21 protein-coding genes are annotated in these 19,188 nt (G+C 29.4%); all 21 read right to left on the reverse strand.

Annotation, left to right across the window (positions count from 1 at the left end; all coding sequences use genetic code 11):
- Nucleotides 1-10: 10 nt before the first annotated feature.
- Nucleotides 11-874 (reverse strand): ATP synthase F1 subunit gamma, encoded by an 864-nt coding sequence (gene atpG, locus BN7997_RS00605; protein WP_071118947.1) that lies wholly within the window; start codon nt 872-874, stop codon nt 11-13.
- Nucleotides 875-901: 27 nt separating this feature from the next.
- Complete coding sequence (gene atpA / locus BN7997_RS00610; RefSeq protein WP_071118948.1) at nt 902-2,404, reverse strand: F0F1 ATP synthase subunit alpha; 1,503 nt, start codon at nt 2,402-2,404, stop codon at nt 902-904.
- Nucleotides 2,405-2,419: 15 nt separating this feature from the next.
- Entirely contained in the window at nt 2,420-2,962 is a 543-nt protein-coding gene (locus tag BN7997_RS00615; protein ID WP_071118949.1) for a F0F1 ATP synthase subunit delta, read from the reverse strand.
- Nucleotides 2,959-3,459, reverse strand: a complete 501-nt coding sequence (gene atpF / locus BN7997_RS00620) for a F0F1 ATP synthase subunit B (RefSeq protein ID WP_071118950.1) — start codon at nt 3,457-3,459, stop codon at nt 2,959-2,961. Before atpF ends, BN7997_RS00615 begins: the two co-directional genes overlap by 4 nt.
- A gap of 94 nt (nt 3,460-3,553) precedes the next feature.
- Nucleotides 3,554-3,802, reverse strand: coding sequence for an ATP synthase F0 subunit C (gene atpE, locus BN7997_RS00625; RefSeq protein ID WP_071119007.1), 249 nt, complete (start codon nt 3,800-3,802; stop codon nt 3,554-3,556).
- 63 nt (nt 3,803-3,865) lie between these two features.
- On the reverse strand, nt 3,866-4,570 hold the full coding sequence (gene atpB / locus BN7997_RS00630; RefSeq protein ID WP_071118951.1) for a F0F1 ATP synthase subunit A: 705 nt from the start codon (nt 4,568-4,570) through the stop codon (nt 3,866-3,868).
- A 2-nt stretch (nt 4,571-4,572) separates the two neighbouring features.
- A complete protein-coding gene (locus BN7997_RS00635) occupies nt 4,573-4,989 on the reverse strand; it encodes an ATP synthase subunit I (protein ID WP_242873364.1) in 417 nt (138 codons plus the stop codon).
- Nucleotides 4,967-5,194, reverse strand: coding sequence for an AtpZ/AtpI family protein (locus BN7997_RS00640; protein WP_071118953.1), 228 nt, complete (start codon nt 5,192-5,194; stop codon nt 4,967-4,969). Before BN7997_RS00640 ends, BN7997_RS00635 begins: the two co-directional genes overlap by 23 nt.
- Before the next feature lie 479 nt (nt 5,195-5,673).
- Nucleotides 5,674-6,303 carry a uracil phosphoribosyltransferase gene (gene upp / locus BN7997_RS00645; RefSeq protein WP_071118954.1) on the reverse strand — a complete coding sequence of 210 codons (630 nt, stop codon included), beginning with the start codon at nt 6,301-6,303 and terminating at the stop codon, nt 5,674-5,676.
- A gap of 12 nt (nt 6,304-6,315) precedes the next feature.
- Nucleotides 6,316-6,768 (reverse strand): ribose 5-phosphate isomerase B, encoded by a 453-nt coding sequence (gene rpiB / locus BN7997_RS00650; RefSeq protein ID WP_071118955.1) that lies wholly within the window; start codon nt 6,766-6,768, stop codon nt 6,316-6,318.
- 96 nt (nt 6,769-6,864) lie between these two features.
- Nucleotides 6,865-7,905, reverse strand: a complete 1,041-nt coding sequence (locus BN7997_RS00655; protein ID WP_071119008.1) for an L-threonylcarbamoyladenylate synthase — start codon at nt 7,903-7,905, stop codon at nt 6,865-6,867.
- Between the two features lie 28 nt (nt 7,906-7,933).
- On the reverse strand, nt 7,934-8,614 hold the full coding sequence (locus BN7997_RS00660) for a ZIP family metal transporter (RefSeq protein WP_071118956.1): 681 nt from the start codon (nt 8,612-8,614) through the stop codon (nt 7,934-7,936).
- Nucleotides 8,615-8,805: 191 nt separating this feature from the next.
- A complete protein-coding gene (gene prfA, locus BN7997_RS00665; RefSeq protein ID WP_071118957.1) occupies nt 8,806-9,870 on the reverse strand; it encodes a peptide chain release factor 1 in 1,065 nt (354 codons plus the stop codon).
- Nucleotides 9,871-9,912: 42 nt separating this feature from the next.
- The gene (gene prmC, locus BN7997_RS00670) at nt 9,913-10,788 is read right to left on the reverse strand and encodes a peptide chain release factor N(5)-glutamine methyltransferase (protein ID WP_242873365.1); all 876 of its coding nucleotides are present in this window, start codon (nt 10,786-10,788) and stop codon (nt 9,913-9,915) included.
- A complete protein-coding gene (locus BN7997_RS00675; protein WP_071118958.1) occupies nt 10,778-11,677 on the reverse strand; it encodes a DUF1385 domain-containing protein in 900 nt (299 codons plus the stop codon). The genes prmC and BN7997_RS00675 overlap by 11 nt, the downstream gene beginning before the upstream one ends.
- A 102-nt stretch (nt 11,678-11,779) precedes the next feature.
- The gene (locus BN7997_RS00680) at nt 11,780-12,364 is read right to left on the reverse strand and encodes a thymidine kinase (protein ID WP_071118959.1); all 585 of its coding nucleotides are present in this window, start codon (nt 12,362-12,364) and stop codon (nt 11,780-11,782) included.
- A gap of 112 nt (nt 12,365-12,476) precedes the next feature.
- Nucleotides 12,477-12,677: a 50S ribosomal protein L31 gene (gene rpmE / locus BN7997_RS00685; protein ID WP_071118960.1), complete on the reverse strand. Its 201-nt coding sequence runs from the start codon at nt 12,675-12,677 to the stop codon at nt 12,477-12,479.
- Nucleotides 12,678-12,792: 115 nt separating this feature from the next.
- A complete protein-coding gene (gene rho, locus BN7997_RS00690) occupies nt 12,793-14,292 on the reverse strand; it encodes a transcription termination factor Rho (protein WP_071118961.1) in 1,500 nt (499 codons plus the stop codon).
- A 323-nt stretch (nt 14,293-14,615) separates the two neighbouring features.
- Nucleotides 14,616-15,617: a class II fructose-bisphosphatase gene (glpX, locus tag BN7997_RS00695; protein ID WP_071118962.1), complete on the reverse strand. Its 1,002-nt coding sequence runs from the start codon at nt 15,615-15,617 to the stop codon at nt 14,616-14,618.
- A 642-nt stretch (nt 15,618-16,259) separates the two neighbouring features.
- Nucleotides 16,260-17,162 carry a UTP--glucose-1-phosphate uridylyltransferase GalU gene (gene galU, locus BN7997_RS00700; protein ID WP_071118963.1) on the reverse strand — a complete coding sequence of 301 codons (903 nt, stop codon included), beginning with the start codon at nt 17,160-17,162 and terminating at the stop codon, nt 16,260-16,262.
- 137 nt (nt 17,163-17,299) lie between these two features.
- Nucleotides 17,300-19,093, reverse strand: a complete 1,794-nt coding sequence (pepF, locus tag BN7997_RS00705; RefSeq protein WP_408638322.1) for an oligoendopeptidase F — start codon at nt 19,091-19,093, stop codon at nt 17,300-17,302.
- Nucleotides 19,094-19,188: the final 95 nt, after the last annotated feature.

Consider the following 19,188-nt stretch of genomic DNA (forward strand, 5'->3'; position numbering starts at 1 on the left):
AACCTCCTTATTATTTAGCCGCTGCCGCTCCTCCAACTATCTCAGATATTTCTTGAGTAACTGCCGCTTGTCTCGCTCTATTATATACTAATTCTAGTTTTGATATCATTTCGTTAGCATTGTCTGTAGCTGATTCCATAGCAGTTCTTCTTGCAGCTTGCTCTGATGCAAAAGATTCTGCTATTGCTCCATATACACTTCCTGATACATACTTAGGTAATACATACCCAAGTACTGCATCAGCAGAAGGTAAATATTGAACTGCAGCTTTGCCTTTTTTAACTTCTTTTTCAGTATTTGTATTATCTATTGTAACTGGTAATAATTTTACTATCTTAGGCTCTTGTGATAAGGCAGATATAAACTCTGTATAAACAAGATTAACCTCATCAACCTCTCCATTTTTATAAGCTTCCATAGCTGTTTGAGCTACTCTGTTTGCATCTTCATAAGCACATTTTTCTACAGATTCTATATAATCTATAACTTCGTAGCCTCTTTTACTTAAAGACTCCTTAGCTTTTTTTCCTACAGTTATAACTTTTCCTGTACCTAATTTGTTATGAGCAATCACCGCTTTTAAAATGTTAGAGTTGTAACCTCCAGCTAATCCTCTATCACCAGCTATTACTATATAACATACGTTATTAACTTTTCTTTCTTTTAGAAATACATTTCTACTATTACTCGTATTTTTAGCTATATCTTGAACTGTGTTGTATAAAGTATTAAAGTATGGTCTTGCACTTTCAGCCCTTTCTTTAGCTTTTCTAAATTTAGATGACGATACAAGTTCCATAGCCTTAGTTATTTGTTTAGTACTCTCAACACTTTTAATACGAGTTTTGATTTCCTTCATTCCAGCTCCTGCCACTGTGTTTACCTCCTTTTTTTAAAAGGATTACGCTTCTATAACAAACTTTTTCTTAAATTCTTTTATAGCGTTAGTTAATTCTTGAGTGAAATCTCCATTTTCAAGAATTTTCTTTCCTATTTCTGGATAATTTATATTTATAAATTGGAATAATTCAGTTTCAAATCTTGCTATATTATTAACTGGTATATCAGATAATAAATCGTTTGTAACTGCATGTATTATCATAACTTGATTTTCAACTTTTAGTGGTTGATGTTCACCTTGCTTTAATACCTCAACTATTCTTTCCCCTTGTGCAAGTCTCTTCTTAGTATCTTCATCTAAGTCAGATCCAAATTGAGAGAATGCAGCAAGTTCTTTATATTGAGAGTAAAGAAGCTTTAATGGTCCTGCAACTTTTTTCATTGATTTTATTTGAGCAGAACCTCCAACCCTTGATACTGATATACCAGGGTCAACTGCTGGTCTTATACCTGCATAGAATAATTCAGGTGTTAAGTATATCTGTCCATCAGTTATAGATATAACGTTAGTTGGTATGTACGCAGAAACGTCCCCAGCTTGAGTTTCTATTATAGGTAGTGCAGTTATAGAACCACCACCTAATTCGTCTGATAACTTAGCAGCTCTTTCTAGTAATCTTGAGTGTAAGTAGAATACATCACCAGGGTAAGCTTCACGTCCTGGTGGTCTCTTAAGTAATAATGACATCTCTCTATATGCAACTGCATGCTTAGTTAAGTCATCATATACTATTAATACATGTTTTCCTTCAAACATGAATTCTTCACCCATTGCAACTCCAGCATATGGTGCTATGAATTGAAGTGGTGCAGATTCTGAAGCACTAGCAGATACTACTATTGTGTAGTCCATAGCTCCACCTTTTTCTAAAGTGTTTACTAATTGAGCTACTGTAGAACGCTTTTGTCCTATTGCAACATATATACATATAACATCTTTACCTTTTTGGTTAAGTATTGTATCTATACATATAGATGTTTTACCAGTTTGTCTATCCCCTATTACAAGCTCTCTTTGACCTTTACCTATTGGTATCATGGCATCTATAGCTTTTATTCCTGTTTCTAGTGGTTGATGAACAGATTTTCTAGCCATTATTCCTGTTGCTTCAGATTCAACTGGTCTTGTTTTATTTGTGTTTATAGGTCCTTTTCCATCTATTGGCTGACCTAATGCATTTACAACTCTTCCTATTAATGCATCTCCAACTGGAACAGAAACTACGTTTCCAGTTCTCTTAACTACATCCCCTTCTTTTATACCTCGGTCATCACCAAGCATAACTGCCCCAACCATATCTTCTTCAAGGTTAAGAGCCATTCCATAAACTTCTCCTGGGAATTCTAAAAGTTCTCCTGCCATAGCATTTTCTAATCCGTAAACACTTGCTATACCATCTCCAACTTTTAAAACACTTCCTGTATCTGTTAATTCAACTTTATTTTCATAATTTTTTATTTGTTCTTTTATTATTGAACTTATTTCTTCTGGTCTTAAATTCATGGGTTCACCGCCATTCTAAGATATTACTTGAGATAATTGGTTTTTCATTTTAGATAAACGAGTTCTAACAGTTCCATCTATCTCTTCATTTCCAAGTTTAACTAAAACTCCTCCTAATATAGTTTCATCAACTATATTATTTAAAGTAACGTTTTTATTATATTTTATAGAAAGATTCTTTTCTAAATCTTTGATTTCTTTTTCACTTAACTTAACCGCAGTTATTGCAGTTCCTTCTAATATATTATTCTTATCATTTAATAAGCTTTTATATGATTCTTTCATGTTCTCTATAGCTGATATTCTATCTTTATCTATAACTAATTTTAAGAAATTATTCATACTATTACTTAATTGATTTTTGAATATATTTTGCATTACATTTTTCTTATCTTCTCTACCAATTAAAGGTGATTTTAAGAAATTGTATAAATCTTTATTTTCATTAAATATGTCTACTAATTCACTTAATTCTTGATATAGTTCACTAGTAGTTTGAGTTTCCTCTCCAACTTCAAATAAAGCCTGTGCATATCTATCTGCTATTACATTTATCATTTAGATTCGCCCACCTCTTTTATAAAGTTATCTATTAACTCTTTATGTTTCTTAGAATCTATATCTTTTTCAATAACTTTAGATGCAGCTAAAATTGCTATATTAGAGATTTCATTCTTTATCTCATTCATAACTTTTTGTCTTTCTTGTTCTACATCTTTACTAGCTTTTTCTTTTAATTGGCTTGCTTCTTGCTTAGCAGCAGCTATTATTTCAGTTTCTTTTTGCTCTGCTCTTAAAGTTGCTTGCTTAATTATTTCTTGGCCTTGCTCTTTTGCTGAGTTTAATTTTTCTTCATATTCTGATTTTAAAGATAAACCTTCTTTTTTAGCTCTTTCTCCTTGCGCTAAATTCTCTCTTATATCTTTTTCTCTAGCTTCTATTATCCCTAATACTGGTTTAAATAATAGCTTCTTTAAAAGGAAAAACACTAAGAAAGTATTTACAAGTTGAAATACAAATTCATATGTTATACCTATTAGCGGCTTAAATTCCATATGTATCCTCCTTTCCACTAATAACCATTTATAATTAGGAGATGGTCTTACCATCTCCTAATTGCGAAAAATTTTAAAATTCTTTTATAAAATTTTATTTTATCCATGGGTTAGCGAATAAAAGGATTATAGCTATAACTAGTCCATATATACCTGTTGATTCTGCTACTGCTGCTCCAAGTAACATTGTTTGAGTTATATCCCCTTTTGCTTCTGGTTGGTTACCAACTGCTTCTGCTGCTTTACCTGCTGCAAAACCTTGACCTATACCTGCTCCTATACCTGTTATAACTGCAAGACCTGCTCCTATAGCTGAACCTGCTGCTATTATTGCTGTATTCATATCCATTTTTCTTTTCCTCCTCGAATTTTTAAATTTTTATTTATTTTATTTTAGATTAATTACTTATTCTTCTGCTGCATTTCCAACAAACACCATTGTTAACATTATAAATATGAATGCTTGTAGTACTCCTGCAAATAAATCAAAGTATAAATGTAATGGCACTGGTATAACTAATTGACCTATTGGTATTGAAATACCTGGTATCAATGTTGATAACCATCCTAAAAATTGATATAGTAATGCCATTATAACCGCTCCACCTAATATATTCCCGAATGGACGGAAACTTAATGATATAGGCTTCGCTACCTCTCCTATTATGTTTAATGGTAATAAAAAAGGTATTGGTTCCAATAATCCCTTAAAATACTTAAGTCCATGGAACTTAACTCCAGCGTAGTAAATCATACAGAATGTTATCATTGCCCACGCTAATGTAGTATCTAAATCTGTAGTTGGAGATCTAAATCCTAATAATCCTATTAAGTTAGAACACGCAAAGAATAAAAACAAACTTCCTATGTATGGTACAATATTAGGCATTCTTTTTACTGTTTTCTCACCCATAGTATTCTTAACCATTTTATCAAGACCACCTATTGCAAACTCTAAGAATATTTGAACTTTACTTGTGGGTACCTTTTTCAGATTTCTAGTTAGTAAAAATGATATTATAGCTAAAGCTGCAATTATTATCCAACTCACTACAACAGTTTCACTTAACTTGAAGTTTCCAAAAATCCAAACCCATTTTGCTTGACTCATTCTTATGCCTCCTTTCTTTTCACTTTTTCTATTAATAGTTTTTGTGTTAAAATAACAAATTTAGTAGATAGTAATCCTATCGCAGTTCCAACTATATTCAAATGAGGCGCTTTAGCAGATACAAATAAAACCACTGCCATTATTGCCATTCTAATCAAATATTGACTAGATGAATATATTTGGGCTTTTGTAGATGGCATAGATACTGTTTTATTTATTGTTATCGCTAACAATTTAAGGTTGAGTATCGCTATTAGTGTTCCAAACACCAAACCTAATACCATCTGTTTGTTAAGGTTAAAAGTTATCGCTAGTGCTAATAATATTAACAAATCATACACTATAATTCCCTTTGTTAATTTTTTAATTTCTTCTTGTAGCTTATTGTCCATAACTTCACTTCCTTTTTGTGTATGCAATTAAAGTCTTATATACTCCCATAAATGCTCCCCCCACACCTAATAACATAAATATTAATGTTAATATTGGAGATGTATTTAATTTAGAATCTAAGAACCTTCCTATAAATGTGCATCCTAATATGCATATTAATACCATAAGCCCAAGTTGAGTTATTAGTGAAAGCATATTAGCAATTTCCATATATGTTTTTTTCTTGTTCATTGACTAATATATCCTCTCTAAAAGAGTATAATTTTATATAACAAAAACCAATTTTATCAAAATTTATATTTAAAATTGAAACTTTGTTTTACTTTATCTTAATTCTATCATATTTTTTCATATTTTGGAACGAATTTCTATTTTCAGGATTCAATTTGAAATTTAATGAAATATTTTTATATAAACCCTATACTTTTTTTATTATAGTAATTCGTATTATTTTATTATTTTAATTAAGTAAAATATAATTATTTAATTGAATATTTATAATATTTCAACTATATCTTAATTATTTTTTTGATTACATTTTTAATTTATATTTTTATATTTATTTTTTATAACCTCTTTTTCAACTTAACATTATATATAATACACTTAACTTAAATTATTAATTCATTAAATAAAATAATTACATAAAAAAAGAATCTATATAATTATAGATTCTTTTTTTATCACTAAATTCCTTTTTTCTCTAAAAATTATTTTGTTCCGTATAGTCTATCTCCTGCATCTCCTAATCCAGGTACTATATATCCATGATCATTTAACTTTTCATCTATAGCAGCTACATATATATCTACATCTGGATGATATTTTTGAACCTCTGCTATACCTTCTGGAGCTGCAACTAAATTAACTAATTTTATAGAGTTTGCTCCTCTTGATTTTAATACATCTATTGCTGCAACTGCTGAACCACCTGTAGCAAGCATTGGATCAACTATTATCATTTCTCTTTCTTCAATATCTTGAGGAAGTTTGCAGTAATATTCTACTGGCTTTAATGTTTCTGGATCTCTATATAATCCAACATGTCCAACCTTAGCAGCTGGAGTTAAACTTACTAATCCATCTACCATTCCTAAACCAGCTCTTAATATAGGTACTATCCCTAACTTTTTACCTGATATAACTTTAGATTTTGTTTTTGTTACTGGTGTTTCTATTTCTATTTCTTCTAATTGTACATTTCTAGTTATTTCATATCCCATTAACATACTTATTTCTGTTAAAAGTTCTCTGAAATCTTTTGACCCTGTGTTTTTATCTCTCATTAATGTTAATTTATGTTGTATTAATGGATGATCTGTTACTATTACTTTACTCATTACTTATGCCTCCTACTTATTGTATCTTTCTTCTATTTCTTTTATCATATTAACTCTTTTCGAGTGTCTATCACCCTCAAATTCTGTATTTATCCATGCATCTACAATCTCTAAAGCTAATCCTCTTCCTAATACTCTTTCTCCTAAAGATAGCATATTAGCATCATTATGAGCTTTAGACATTTTTGCAGAAAATACATCCGATACAACAGCACATCTTATACCTGGAACTTTATTAGCAGCTAATGATATTCCTATTCCTGTTCCACAGCATACTATTCCATAATCTACTGCCTTAGATATAACAGCATTTGCAACTTTTTCCCCAAATATAGGATAATCAACTGACTCTAGAGAATTATCTGGTCCAAAGTCTATACATTCGATTCCTTTTTCTTTCAGATGTTTTATTATTTCTGATTTTAAGTTATATCCTCCATGGTCACTAGCTAACCCTATTTTCATATGTACAATACCTCCAACTATATTTATATAATCTATGTTATAGAATATATCTTGTAATATTATACATTATTTGTTCATGTTTTTATAGATATATTTCTAGGCTTTTATAGTTTTATATCCTGCTGATTTTAAAAGTCTATTCATTATAGCTTGCCCCACTCCATCTGTTGGAAATTCTTCTGAATATACTATATCTATATTCATTTTATCCATTTGTCTTAATGCATCAAATAAATTACTTCCAACTTCTTCTAAAGTATTACCTAAAGATAAAACTTCACCTTTGTAATTATCTTTATTCTTTTCTAAACACATTACTCCAGTTTTTAAGCCACTCTCTTCGTTTTCTTCTACAAGAGAATTTATTCTTTCTATAATATCGTGTTCACTCCCTGATACAATATATACATCTGCATCTGGAGAATAATGTGTATATTTCATTCCTGGTGCCTTGGCCTTATCATTGTCCTCTTTTCTAGCTAAAGAAGGGTCTATTAAAACCTCACCTATTACTTTTTCCAAATCCTCTTTAGTTATACTTCCTGGTCTTAGTATCATAGGAGTGTCTGTTGTTACATCTAACACTGTTGACTCTAAACCAAAGTTGCTATCTCCACCTAAAACTATTCCACTAACTCTTCCATTCATTTCTTCATAAACATGATCTGCTTTAGTAGGAGAAGGTCTTCCCGAAATATTTGCAGATGGCGCAGCTATAGGAACGCCTGCTTGTTTTATTATTTCTCTAGCAATTGAATGAGACGGCATTCTTATAGCTACTGTTTCTAATCCACCACTTGTTTTATATGGAACTATATCCTTCTTATTTAATATGATAGTTATAGGACCTGGCCAAAAATGTTCCATTATAGTTTCAGCCTTCTCATTTATATCCTTCGCTAGATTATATACTTCTTCTTTATTATATATATGTACTATAAGTGGATTATCGCTAGGTCTTCCCTTAGCTTCGTATATTTTTTTTACAGCATTTTCATCTAAGGCATTTGCTCCCAATCCATATACAGTTTCTGTAGGAAATATTACAGTTTTTCCTTCTTTTATTAATTCTGCTTGTTTTTTTATCTCATTTTTATCTATATTTTTTATATCTATTTTACTTATGATAGTATTCATCTTTAGTATACCTGCTTTCATCTCATTTTTAGATGTAATATACAATTATTGTTCCAATTAAAAAACCTATTATACAATATAAGCTTCTTGACTTTGGGAATATCTCTTCTAACACGACATACATCATTGTACCAGCTGCTAATGCAAGAAATACCCCTATCAATGAATGAAATACTCCTCCAAAATAAGCACCTATGAAACTTCCTATTCCCATTGGTATTCCTGCTATTATTGTAAATAAAATAACTTTAGATATTTTCATTCTACTTCCAACTAAACTTAATGCCATTGCTAACCCTTCTGGAACATTATGTATACCTATTACTATTGCAAGTGTCATACCTAATGTTTCAGTAGACATAAAAGATGAGCCTATAGCCAACCCTTCTGGTAAATTATGTAACAATATGCTTATAAATATAAGATATCCCGCTTTCATTTCTTTAGACATATCTAATTTTGTTTTTAAAAACATAGTTAATAATACGCCCACAAATGTAAATATTACAGTAGGTAAAACACCGATTTCATTCATAGATTCTTTCATCAAGTCAAATACAACTACAGCTAGCATTATTCCCCCAGATAGACCCATAAAAAAGTCTAAATATCGGTCAACATTTCTTTTGAATAAAGCAGATATAATTCCACCAAGACCTGTACCAATAACACCAGCAAGTAATCCTATTATTGTTATTCTAAGTATCATATTCTCCCTCCTTGTATTGTATATAACATTATATACTTCACATGGAGATAACATTACCAAAGTTATTATATAAATTTTAATCTATTCATACTATATTTATCCAATATTTTAAAGCCTTAGTACTAATTAAAGTTTTAAAAAGCATCAAAATAATTTAAGTTGCTCAAAAAAATCCCTAGATTAATAGGGATTTATATTGATGCCATCTTTTCAGTTTGGTCTACAGTTATTAGAGCATCTATCATTTCATCGATATCTCCATCTAAGAATGAGTCTAACTTATATAATGTTAGGTTTATTCTGTGATCACTTACTCTTCCTTGAGGGAAGTTATAAGTTCTTATTCTTTCAGATCTATCTCCTGTACCAACCTGACTCTTTCTTTCTGCTGCTATATCTTTATTTTGCTCAGCTATAGCTTTATCATTTAATCTAGCTACTAATATTTTTAGAGCTTGTTCTTTATTCTTTAACTGAGATTTACCATCTTGACAAGAAACTACTTCTCCTGTTGGTATATGTGTTATTCTTACCGCAGAGTCAGTAGTGTTAACACTTTGTCCACCGTTTCCTGAAGAACGGAATACGTCTATTCTTAAGTCATTTGGGTTTATATTTACTTCTACAGTTTCAACTTCTGGTAAAACAGCAACTGTAGCCGTTGATGTATGGATTCTTCCTCCTGATTCAGTAGAAGGTATTCTTTGAACTCTGTGAACTCCTGATTCATACTTAAGTCTAGAATATGCACCTTTACCTTTTATTAAGAATGATACTTCTTTATATCCACCGACACCCGTATCACTTGCACTTAATAATTCCATTTTCCATCTTCTTCTCTCTGCATATCTAGAATACATTCTAAATAAATCACCTGCAAATAGAGCTGCTTCATCTCCACCTGCTCCACCTCTTATCTCAACGATAACGTTCTTATCATCGTTAGGGTCCTTAGGTAATAATAATATCTTAAGTTCTGATTCTAATGGCTCAACCATATCTTCCATTTCTGATAATTCCATTTTAGCTAATTCTCTTAACTCTTCATCTGATTCCTCTTGTAATATTTCCTTTGAATCAGCTATGCTTTGTAACACATTTGTATACTCTCTGTACTTCATTACTATTGGTTCTAAATCAGCATGTTCTTTCATGTATTTTTGCCAAGTCTTTTGATCATTTATTATTTCTGGATCACTTATTTTTTCTGTTAACTCTTTATATTTATCTTCTAGTACTTCTAACTTCTTTAGCATATTTTCACCTCTTTATTTGTCAATATCAATTCTTTGATTATATCATAGTTTAAAACCTATAACAACTCTATCAATGCCTTGTATATCCTTCTTTTTATATATTTTAGTATATCCATAAGACTTCATAATTTCTGATACATCTTCAGCTTGATCATGTCCAACCTCATATGCCAATATACCACCTTGCTTTAAGTAGTCTATTGATTCTTTAGTTATTTGTCTATAAAAATCAAGTCCATCTTCTCCACCTTCAAGAGCATTATACGGCTCATAATCCTTCACTTGTGTATGAAGAGTTTCTATATCCTTCTTAGGTATGTATGGTGGATTAGATACTATTACATCAAATTGCTTTTCCGTATCTTTTATAGCACTAAACACATCTGATTTAACAAATTCAATTTTATTATCTACTTCATTATTTATAGCATTTACTTTGCCTACTTCTAGTGGTATATCTGATATATCAAAAGACATCACTTTTGAGTTTTCTATATATTTAGCTAAACTTACAGTAATAGCCCCAGATCCAGTTCCAATATCAAGTATATTAATTTCTTCACTTTTATTTTTGCAAAGTTCTATTATTTCCTCAACTAATGTTTCAGTATCTGGTCTAGGAATTAAGACACCTTCTTTGACAAAAAAGTCTAGTCCCATAAATTCTCTATTACCTACTATATATGCAACTGGCCTTCCATTAATTCTATCATTTATATATTCTATAAATTCATCATATTGTTCTGTTGTAAGCTCTTTATTTAAGTTTAAATGTATGTAAATTCTATCAACTCCACCAAGAGCTTTTTGTAAAAATAATTCTACATCCAGTCTTGGAGTATCACTTATTTTTTCTAGCTCTTGAGAGTATTTAATGATTATATCTCTTATTGTCATATTGTCTCCTTTATTTTTCATTTATTACAGCTTTTAAAGCAGTCAATGCAACCTCTAGTTGTTCATCATCTGGCTCTTTTGTTGTAAATTTTTGTAACATCATACCTGGGTATGCGACAATTTTAGTAAATTTATTATTATATTTCCCAAGAAATTTTATTATTTCATAAGATATACCTGCAACTATTGGAATAAATAGTATCCTCATGACAACCCTAACTAATGGATTAGGCCACCCAAAGAAAGAAAATAATATTATTGATGTAAACATAACTATAAATAAAAAATTCGTTCCACATCTAGGATGAAGTGTTGTAAATTTTTTAGCATTTTCTACTGTTAATTCTAATCCACTTTCATAACAGTGTATTGATTTATGTTCAGCTCCATGGTATTGGAAAACTCTTTTAATATCACTATTTTGGGATATTATAACTATGTATGCAAATAATATACTTATTCTAATTATTCCCTCTATTAGATTAAGTATTAACTTATTATCAATTATTTTTGAAAATATACCCCCAACCGTTGTTGGTATAAGTATAAAAATACCTACTGAAAATAATAAAGATAGTACTAAAGATATACCTATTATTGCATCATTAGCTTTATCCTTAAATATCTTTTTTATAAATCTGTCAAAAGCATCTTCTTCTCCATCTTCAATAAAAAATTCAGATGAAAAATTCAAACTTTTTATTCCTTCTATCATTGTTTCTAATAATATAAATGACCCTCTTAAAAAAGGTATTTTATTTATATTTGTTTCATTTATCCAACTTTTAATATTATTCTTTTTTAACACTATTTTTCCATTGCTTTTTCTTACGGCAATAGCTCTTTTGTCTTTAGATTGCATCATTACGCCTTCTATAACCGCTTGGCCTCCCACAGATATATTGCTCATTTACCCACCTCTTTAAATCAAAATTTAATTTATATATCTATACTTTATTATAATACAAAAAATCCTTTTAAAGTGAAACTTTAAAAGGATATATTAATAAACTTATTTATCTTCACGATATACTACATGACACTTTCTGCATCTAGCTTCGTAACTTTCTACTGCTCCTACCTGTATTATAGGATCATTGTATCTCGCAGGTTTCCCATTTATTAACCTTTGAGATCTTGTAGCAGGTTGTCCACAAACCGAGCATATAGCCTGTATCTTATCAACAAATTCAGATACTGCTAAAAGTCTTGGTGTAGGTCCAAATGCTTCACCTTTAAAATCCATATCAAGTCCAGCTGCAATAACTCTTATTCCCTGATCTGCTAAATCTATAGCTACATCAACTATGTTATCATCAAAAAATTGAACTTCATCAATACCCACTACTTGAGTTTTTTCATCTATATGATCATATATTTGATTAGAATCACTTATAGGTATAGCTTTTATACTATCTCCACTATGAGAAACAACATCTTCCTTACTATATCTATCATCTATTTGAGGTTTAAATACAACTATATTTTGTTTTGCTATTTTAGCTCTTTTCAATCTTCTTATAAGTTCTTCACTCTTACCACTGTACATAGGACCTATTACAGTTTCTATATATCCGTGATTTACTGGTCTATACATGCCTAGTACCCCCTATGAATTGATTGTCATATATTTGTGATGTATTACTACATATAAATTCAGTAATTAAACAAAAGAAGAGTTGGTTTCCCAACTCCTCTTTTTAAGAAGACTAGTCCATTTTGAATCTCTTCTTGAACTTGTCTATTCTTCCACCAGCTTCTATATTCTTTTGCTTTCCAGTATAGAAAGGATGGCATTCAGAACATATTTCAACTTTTATTTCGTCCTTAACAGAACCAGCTTTGAATGTGTTTCCACAAGCACAACGTACTTCTATAGCTTCGTATTTTGGTTGTATATCTTTTTGCATTCTATTCACCTCTTTCGTTATTCTATAAATTAAATATATTAATTTTTCGTTTTGCAATATCAACTACACCATTATAGCATAAGTTTTTTATCCATTCAAGGAGTTTTTCTATTACTTAAAGACCTTTTATTGATTTTATAAATTCATCATTATTTTTAGTTCTCTTAAGTAACTCAATAACTTTATCAGTAACTTCTAAAACTGAATTATTACTCATTTCTCTTCTTAACTTCCAAAGAGCAGTTTTTTCTTCTTCAGTAAGTAATAAATCTTCTCTTCTCGTTCCTGATTTGTATATATCTACAGCAGGGAATATTCTCTTTTCAGCTAATTTTCTGTCTAGATTTAATTCCATATTACCAGTACCTTTGAATTCTTCGAATATTACATCATCCATTCTTGATCCTGTTTCTACTAATGCAGTTGCAAGTATTGTAAGAGACCCACCTTGTCTTATATTTCTTGCTGCACCAAAGAATTTCTTAGGTCCATGTAAAGCTCCTGGGTCTAAACCTCCAGATAAAGTTCTACCTGTTGGAGATATTGTAAGGTTATAAGCTCTTGCAAGCCTTGTAATACTATCTAAAAGTATTACAACATCTTTTCCATGCTCAACTAATCTTTGAGCTCTATTTAAAACCATTTCAGCAACCTTAACATGGTGACTTGATACTTGGTCAAAAGTAGAGTATATAACATCCCCATTTATAGATTCTCTCATGTCAGTAACCTCTTCAGGTCTTTCATCAATAAGAAGAACTATTAATTCAACATTTGGATGATTCTTGGCAATACTATTTGCCACATTTTTTAGTAAGCTTGTCTTACCTGCTTTAGGAGGTGCAACTATCAATCCTCTTTGTCCCTTACCTATAGGGGATATTAAGTCTATAAGTCTTGTAGCTATATCACTTTGACTTCTTTCTAAAGTTAATCTTTCTTCTGGATATATTGGAGTTAATAATTCGAATGCTTTTCTTTGTATTGCAGTTTCTGGATTCTCATCATTTATTTTTTGAACATATAAAAGAGCTCTAAACTTCTCCCCTGTTTTAGGATGTCTAGTTATCCCCTTTACTTTATCCCCAGTCTTCATATTAAATCTTCTTATTTGAGATGGCGATACATATACATCCCCTTCTGTTGATAAATAATTCGATCCTCTTAAAAATCCAAATCCATCTGGTAATATTTCTAAAACACCCATTACTTCATCATCTTTTGACGTATTGAATTCATCTACTATTTTAGATTCTTCAACAACCTTAGGTGTATAGTATCCTTTATTATTTCTTGTATTTACATACTCTGTATTCGATGATTTATTTTCATTTCTTTGATATCTATTATCCGTATTTCTCTTTTCGTAAGGCTTTACATAGCTTTTATTTTCCACGTTCTCATCTTTCTTATTTTCTTGTGCTATATTTGTTTTTACCTCTACAGGCTCTTGCTTTTTTATATTTTCATTTATAAGTTCAATTAATTCATTTTTTTTATATTTACTTACAGATTTTATACCTATTTCTTTTGCTATATCTCTAAGTTGAGTTAATGTTTTACTACCTAATTCATTTGATGTTACTTGATCTAAATTCAAAAAAATCCTCCTCATCTATCATATAAATATGTATCTTTATCTCTTTGGGAAATCAAAGGTGTGAAAAAGAAAAGTTTAATCAATAATTAATTTTAATAATATCACCATTAATATGTATGGTCAATAAATAAACTAAATATATAACCTAATTATCTATTATATATTTTATACTATTTAAAAAAATTTAAACTATCGTATAAAAATTTTAAAAATATTTGAAAAGTGTATGAACTTTTTTCTCTACAATATTTTTTATATTAATCTCATAAATAAATTTATGCTTTTTATAATTAATATAGGAGCTAGATCCTAATCAGAAATAGCTCCTTATTTTAGTTCTATTCTATATTATATTTTTTCATTAAATCAACTAATATCTCATTTTTATCTAAACTATGAATAGCATCAACAAATCTTATAGTTCCTGTCTTCGCTCTCATTACTACTGATTGAGTTTTAGCTCTATTACTTCCAATATGTTTTACTCCACTTAATAAATCTCCCTCTGTTATACCAGTTGCAGCAAAGAATAAATTATCTCCCTTAGCTAAATCATCAATAGTTAATACTTTTTCTAATTCTTCATCTGTAAACCCTAATTCATAACATCTATTTACTTCTTGTTCACTTAATGGATATATTTGGGCCTGCATATCCCCACCCATACATTTTATAGCAGCTGCCGTTATTACACCTTCTGGTCCTCCACCGATACCCATCATCATGTCTATTCCTGTATCATCAAAGCAAGTTGCTATTGCAGTTGCTACATCTCCATCTCCAAACATTTGGATTCTTGTACCTAATTTTCTAGCTGCTTCAACTATATAATTATGTCTTTCTCTATCTTGAACAGCTATTGTCATTTGCGTCGTCTTTTTTCCTAATGCTTTAGATACAGATATTATATTTTCTTCAGCTGTTTTATTTAAGTCAATAGCACCTTTAGCTTTTGGTCCTACTACTATTTTTTTCATATATGTGTCTGGGGCATTTAATAAACTCCCCTTAGATCCTATTGCTATTACAGATATAACATTTGGAAGACCTTTCGCTATTAAAGTTGTCCCATCTAATGGATCAACAGCTATGTCAACCTCCATACTATCACTAGCGCTCTTCCCTACTTTTTCACCAATATATAACATTGGAGCTTCGTCAAGTTCTCCCTCTCCTATAACTACTTCTCCACTTATATTTACTGATTCAAAAGCTTTCCTCATTGCTTCTACTGCAGCTCCATCAGCTCCATTTTTATCACCTCTCCCCATAAATTTTGACGATACTAAAGCTGCGGCTTCAGTTACCCTAACAAGTTCTAGTGCTAAATTTCTATCCATAATATTCATCTCCTCCGTTAGTGTTATTAATGAAATTATATATTATATATGTTAATTAGTAAACATTTATATACTTTTTTGTTAATTAGTGTACTATATTTTGAGTTATCAGACATATTGTTTATAATTTAACCATAATACTGTAAAAAATTCATTTTAACCTAGCCTCTACTAAAATATAGTAATACTTTATCAAAATCAAATATGTTTTTTAATACCTGAATTGTCAATTTAAATCAGACAAATTACTTATGAATCACTAAGCAAATGTAAGTAAGCTTTCAAATCCAGTTGCTTCTTTTATAACCTCATTTGGTGTTTTATAGTCTAGTGATTTTCTAGTTTATGTTAATATGATTAAAAGACATTTTTGGTACTCCTTTTGTTGATTTTAGTAGGTTAACTAAGTATATCATAAGTGTCTTTTTTTGTTTATATATTTGTCTGATTTAATTATACAATTCAGGATATATAAAAAGACTATATCCATATGGATATAGTCCTGAATTTCTATAACATAGATGCTATGACACTTAATAAAGCTGTCATACTAGAAACTACTAAAGTTAATACTATAAATAGTGCTATTATTTTATTTCTTTTCTTCTGTTTTTGACTCTTACTACTCATATTATCACTCCATTATTGTTCATTTTCAGTTATTTTCTTATCAAATTTGTCACATACTTCTCTTAAATATTGTATAAAGTCATTTTGTAAATTTGGTCTTTTTAATGCAAAATCTACTGTAGCCTTTAAGAAACCAAGCTTATCTCCAACATCATATCTTACTCCATCAAAATCATAAGCATACATTGCTTCTTTTTTTGATAACATTCTTAATGCATCTGTAAGTTGAACCTCTCCATTTTTACCTAGAGGCAATGTTTCTAGTATATCAAATATTTCAGGAGTTATTATATATCTTCCTAAAATAGCTATATTTGATGGAGCCTTACCTGGCTCTGGCTTTTCAACTAAATCTTTTACTTTATATACTTTATCTTCTATATACTTTGCAGCTATTATACCATATTTATCTGTATCTTCATCATCAACTGTTTGAACACCTAATATTGTAGTTCTATATTCTTCATATACATTCATAAGCTGCTTTAAACAAGGAACTTCATTATCAACTATATCATCACCTAACATCACGGCAAATGGTTCATCTCCTATGAAATGTCTTGCACAGTATATAGCATCACCTAACCCTCTAGGTTCTTTTTGTCTTATATAATGTATATTTATCATGTTAGATATATTTTGAACAATTTCTAATAATTCTTTTTTACCTTTATTCTCTAATTCTAACTCTAATTCAACTGATTTATCAAAGTGATCTTCTATAGATTTTTTATTTCTTCCTGTTATTATAAGTATTTCTTCTATTCCTGAAGCAACAGCTTCTTCTATTATATATTGTAATGTTGGTTTATCAACTATTGGTAACATTTCCTTAGGTTGCGCCTTAGTTGCAGGTAAAAATCTAGTACCTAACCCTGCTGCAGGTATAACAGCTTTTCTTACTTTTTTTTGCATTGTTAACCTCCTCATAATTTTATTTATTTTTATTAAAATATTTTATATGTATATTCATTTTATTTCTCAATAAATAAAGCCCTAACGCTAGAACTTTATTTATATTTTAGCATTAAGACTTTATATTGTCATTTAAATTATTTTGAAACTAGTTTCTCTAATTCTTTAACTAAGGAATCAAATTTATTTATAGTATTCTCTATAGGCTTTGTACTTGTTAAATTAACACCCGCATCTTTTAGAACATTAATCGGATAATCAGACCCTCCTTTTTTAAGAAAGTTTATATAATTATCAGATCCATTTTTTAATATATCTTGAGCAAAACTTACTCCTGCACTACATCCTGTAGCATATTTATAAACATAAAAACTATTATAGAAATGTGGTATTCTTGACCAACCAACTTTAGCTAATTGATCTAATTCATAATCTTTACCATAATATTTTGTTAGTAATTGTCCCCATATATCATCTAAAACTAATGCATTTATACTCTTGTTATTCTCAACTAGTTCATGTATTGTCTTCTCAAATTCAGCATACATAGTTTGAATATATAAAGTATCTTTTATTAAGTCTAAATATTGAGTTATATAATATGCCTTTTGTTGATCATTTTCTGAATTTTTTATAAGCATTTCATATAATAATGCTTCATTAGTAGTTGATGCAACTTCATGAGTAAATATAGATGGATTTGAATTAAAATAACTTTGATTTTTAGAGCTCATATACTCATATACTGCATGTCCCAATTCATGAGCTAATGTTGATACTGATCCCAATGAATTATTATAATTAAGCAATACATAAGGATGGTTACCATATATAGATAAACAGTACGCTCCACTCACTTTATTATCATTAGCAAAAGCATCTATCCATTTTTCATTAAATGCTTTATAAATTACATCTCCATATTCTTTCCCTAAAGGAGATAGTGCTGAATATATTATTCCTTGAGCCTTATCATAAGTTAGATTATCATCAACTGCTTCTACCATTGGTGTAAACATATCATAATAATGTACCTTATCTAAATTTAATACCTTTTTTCTTAAACTTACATATTTATGAAGACTTTCCATGTTATCATTTACAGTTTCAATTAGTTTATTATATACTTTTTCATCTATGTCATCACCTTTTAAATACATGTCTAAAGATGATTTATATCCTCTTTCAGAAGAATAAAATACATTTTTTTTAACTTGACCTATAAGTAAACCCGATAGCGTGTTTATATTATCATTATACGCTATAAACTCATTTTGATATGCACTTTTTCTTTCATTTCTATCTGAACTTTCTAAAGCTGTTTTATACTCTGCAGAATTAAAATTTGTTTTTTTATCCATGTTTTTAAATAATTCATAAACTTGCCCAGGCAAAGACGATATAGATGAAGTATTAGCAAGTAAACGTTCTGACTTTTCATCTAAATAATAGTCTTTAGATCGTCTAATTTCTTTTAAGTACATGCCATATTTTTTATTTAATTTTTTATCTTCCATAAACTTATTATATTCTTTATCTGATAACTTAAGTATTTCTAATTCCAAATCTGAACATATATTAGAGTACTCTCTATTTACCCTATTTATATTTTCTTTCATATCAATATACTTATATGAATTTTTATTAGTATCTTGGTTTAACTTTACGTATCCATAAAGTTTATTTAATCTTATATCTAATTTCTCTTTTATGTCTAATGCAAAAGATAAATGTGTTTTGGATTTAGTTACTTTTCCCACATAGTTTTTTAACTCTTTAGTATCTGAAGTAAACTTCTTTAATTCATTATTCCATTCATCTTCACTTTTATATAAATTTTGAAGACTCCAGCTAGTTTTGCTATAGTCAATTTTAGATTTATTTTCAGCTTTATCATTTTCTTCATTATTTTTTTCTTCATCATTAACCATAGCTTCAACCACTGCTGTATCATTATATCTATCATTAGCTTTTTGTAATGATGTTGCTATAAATAAAATAAATATACACAATGATATAATGGATT

It is taken from the genome of Romboutsia timonensis (assembly GCF_900106845.1).
GTDB classification, from domain to species: Bacteria; Bacillota; Clostridia; order Peptostreptococcales; family Peptostreptococcaceae; genus Romboutsia; species Romboutsia timonensis.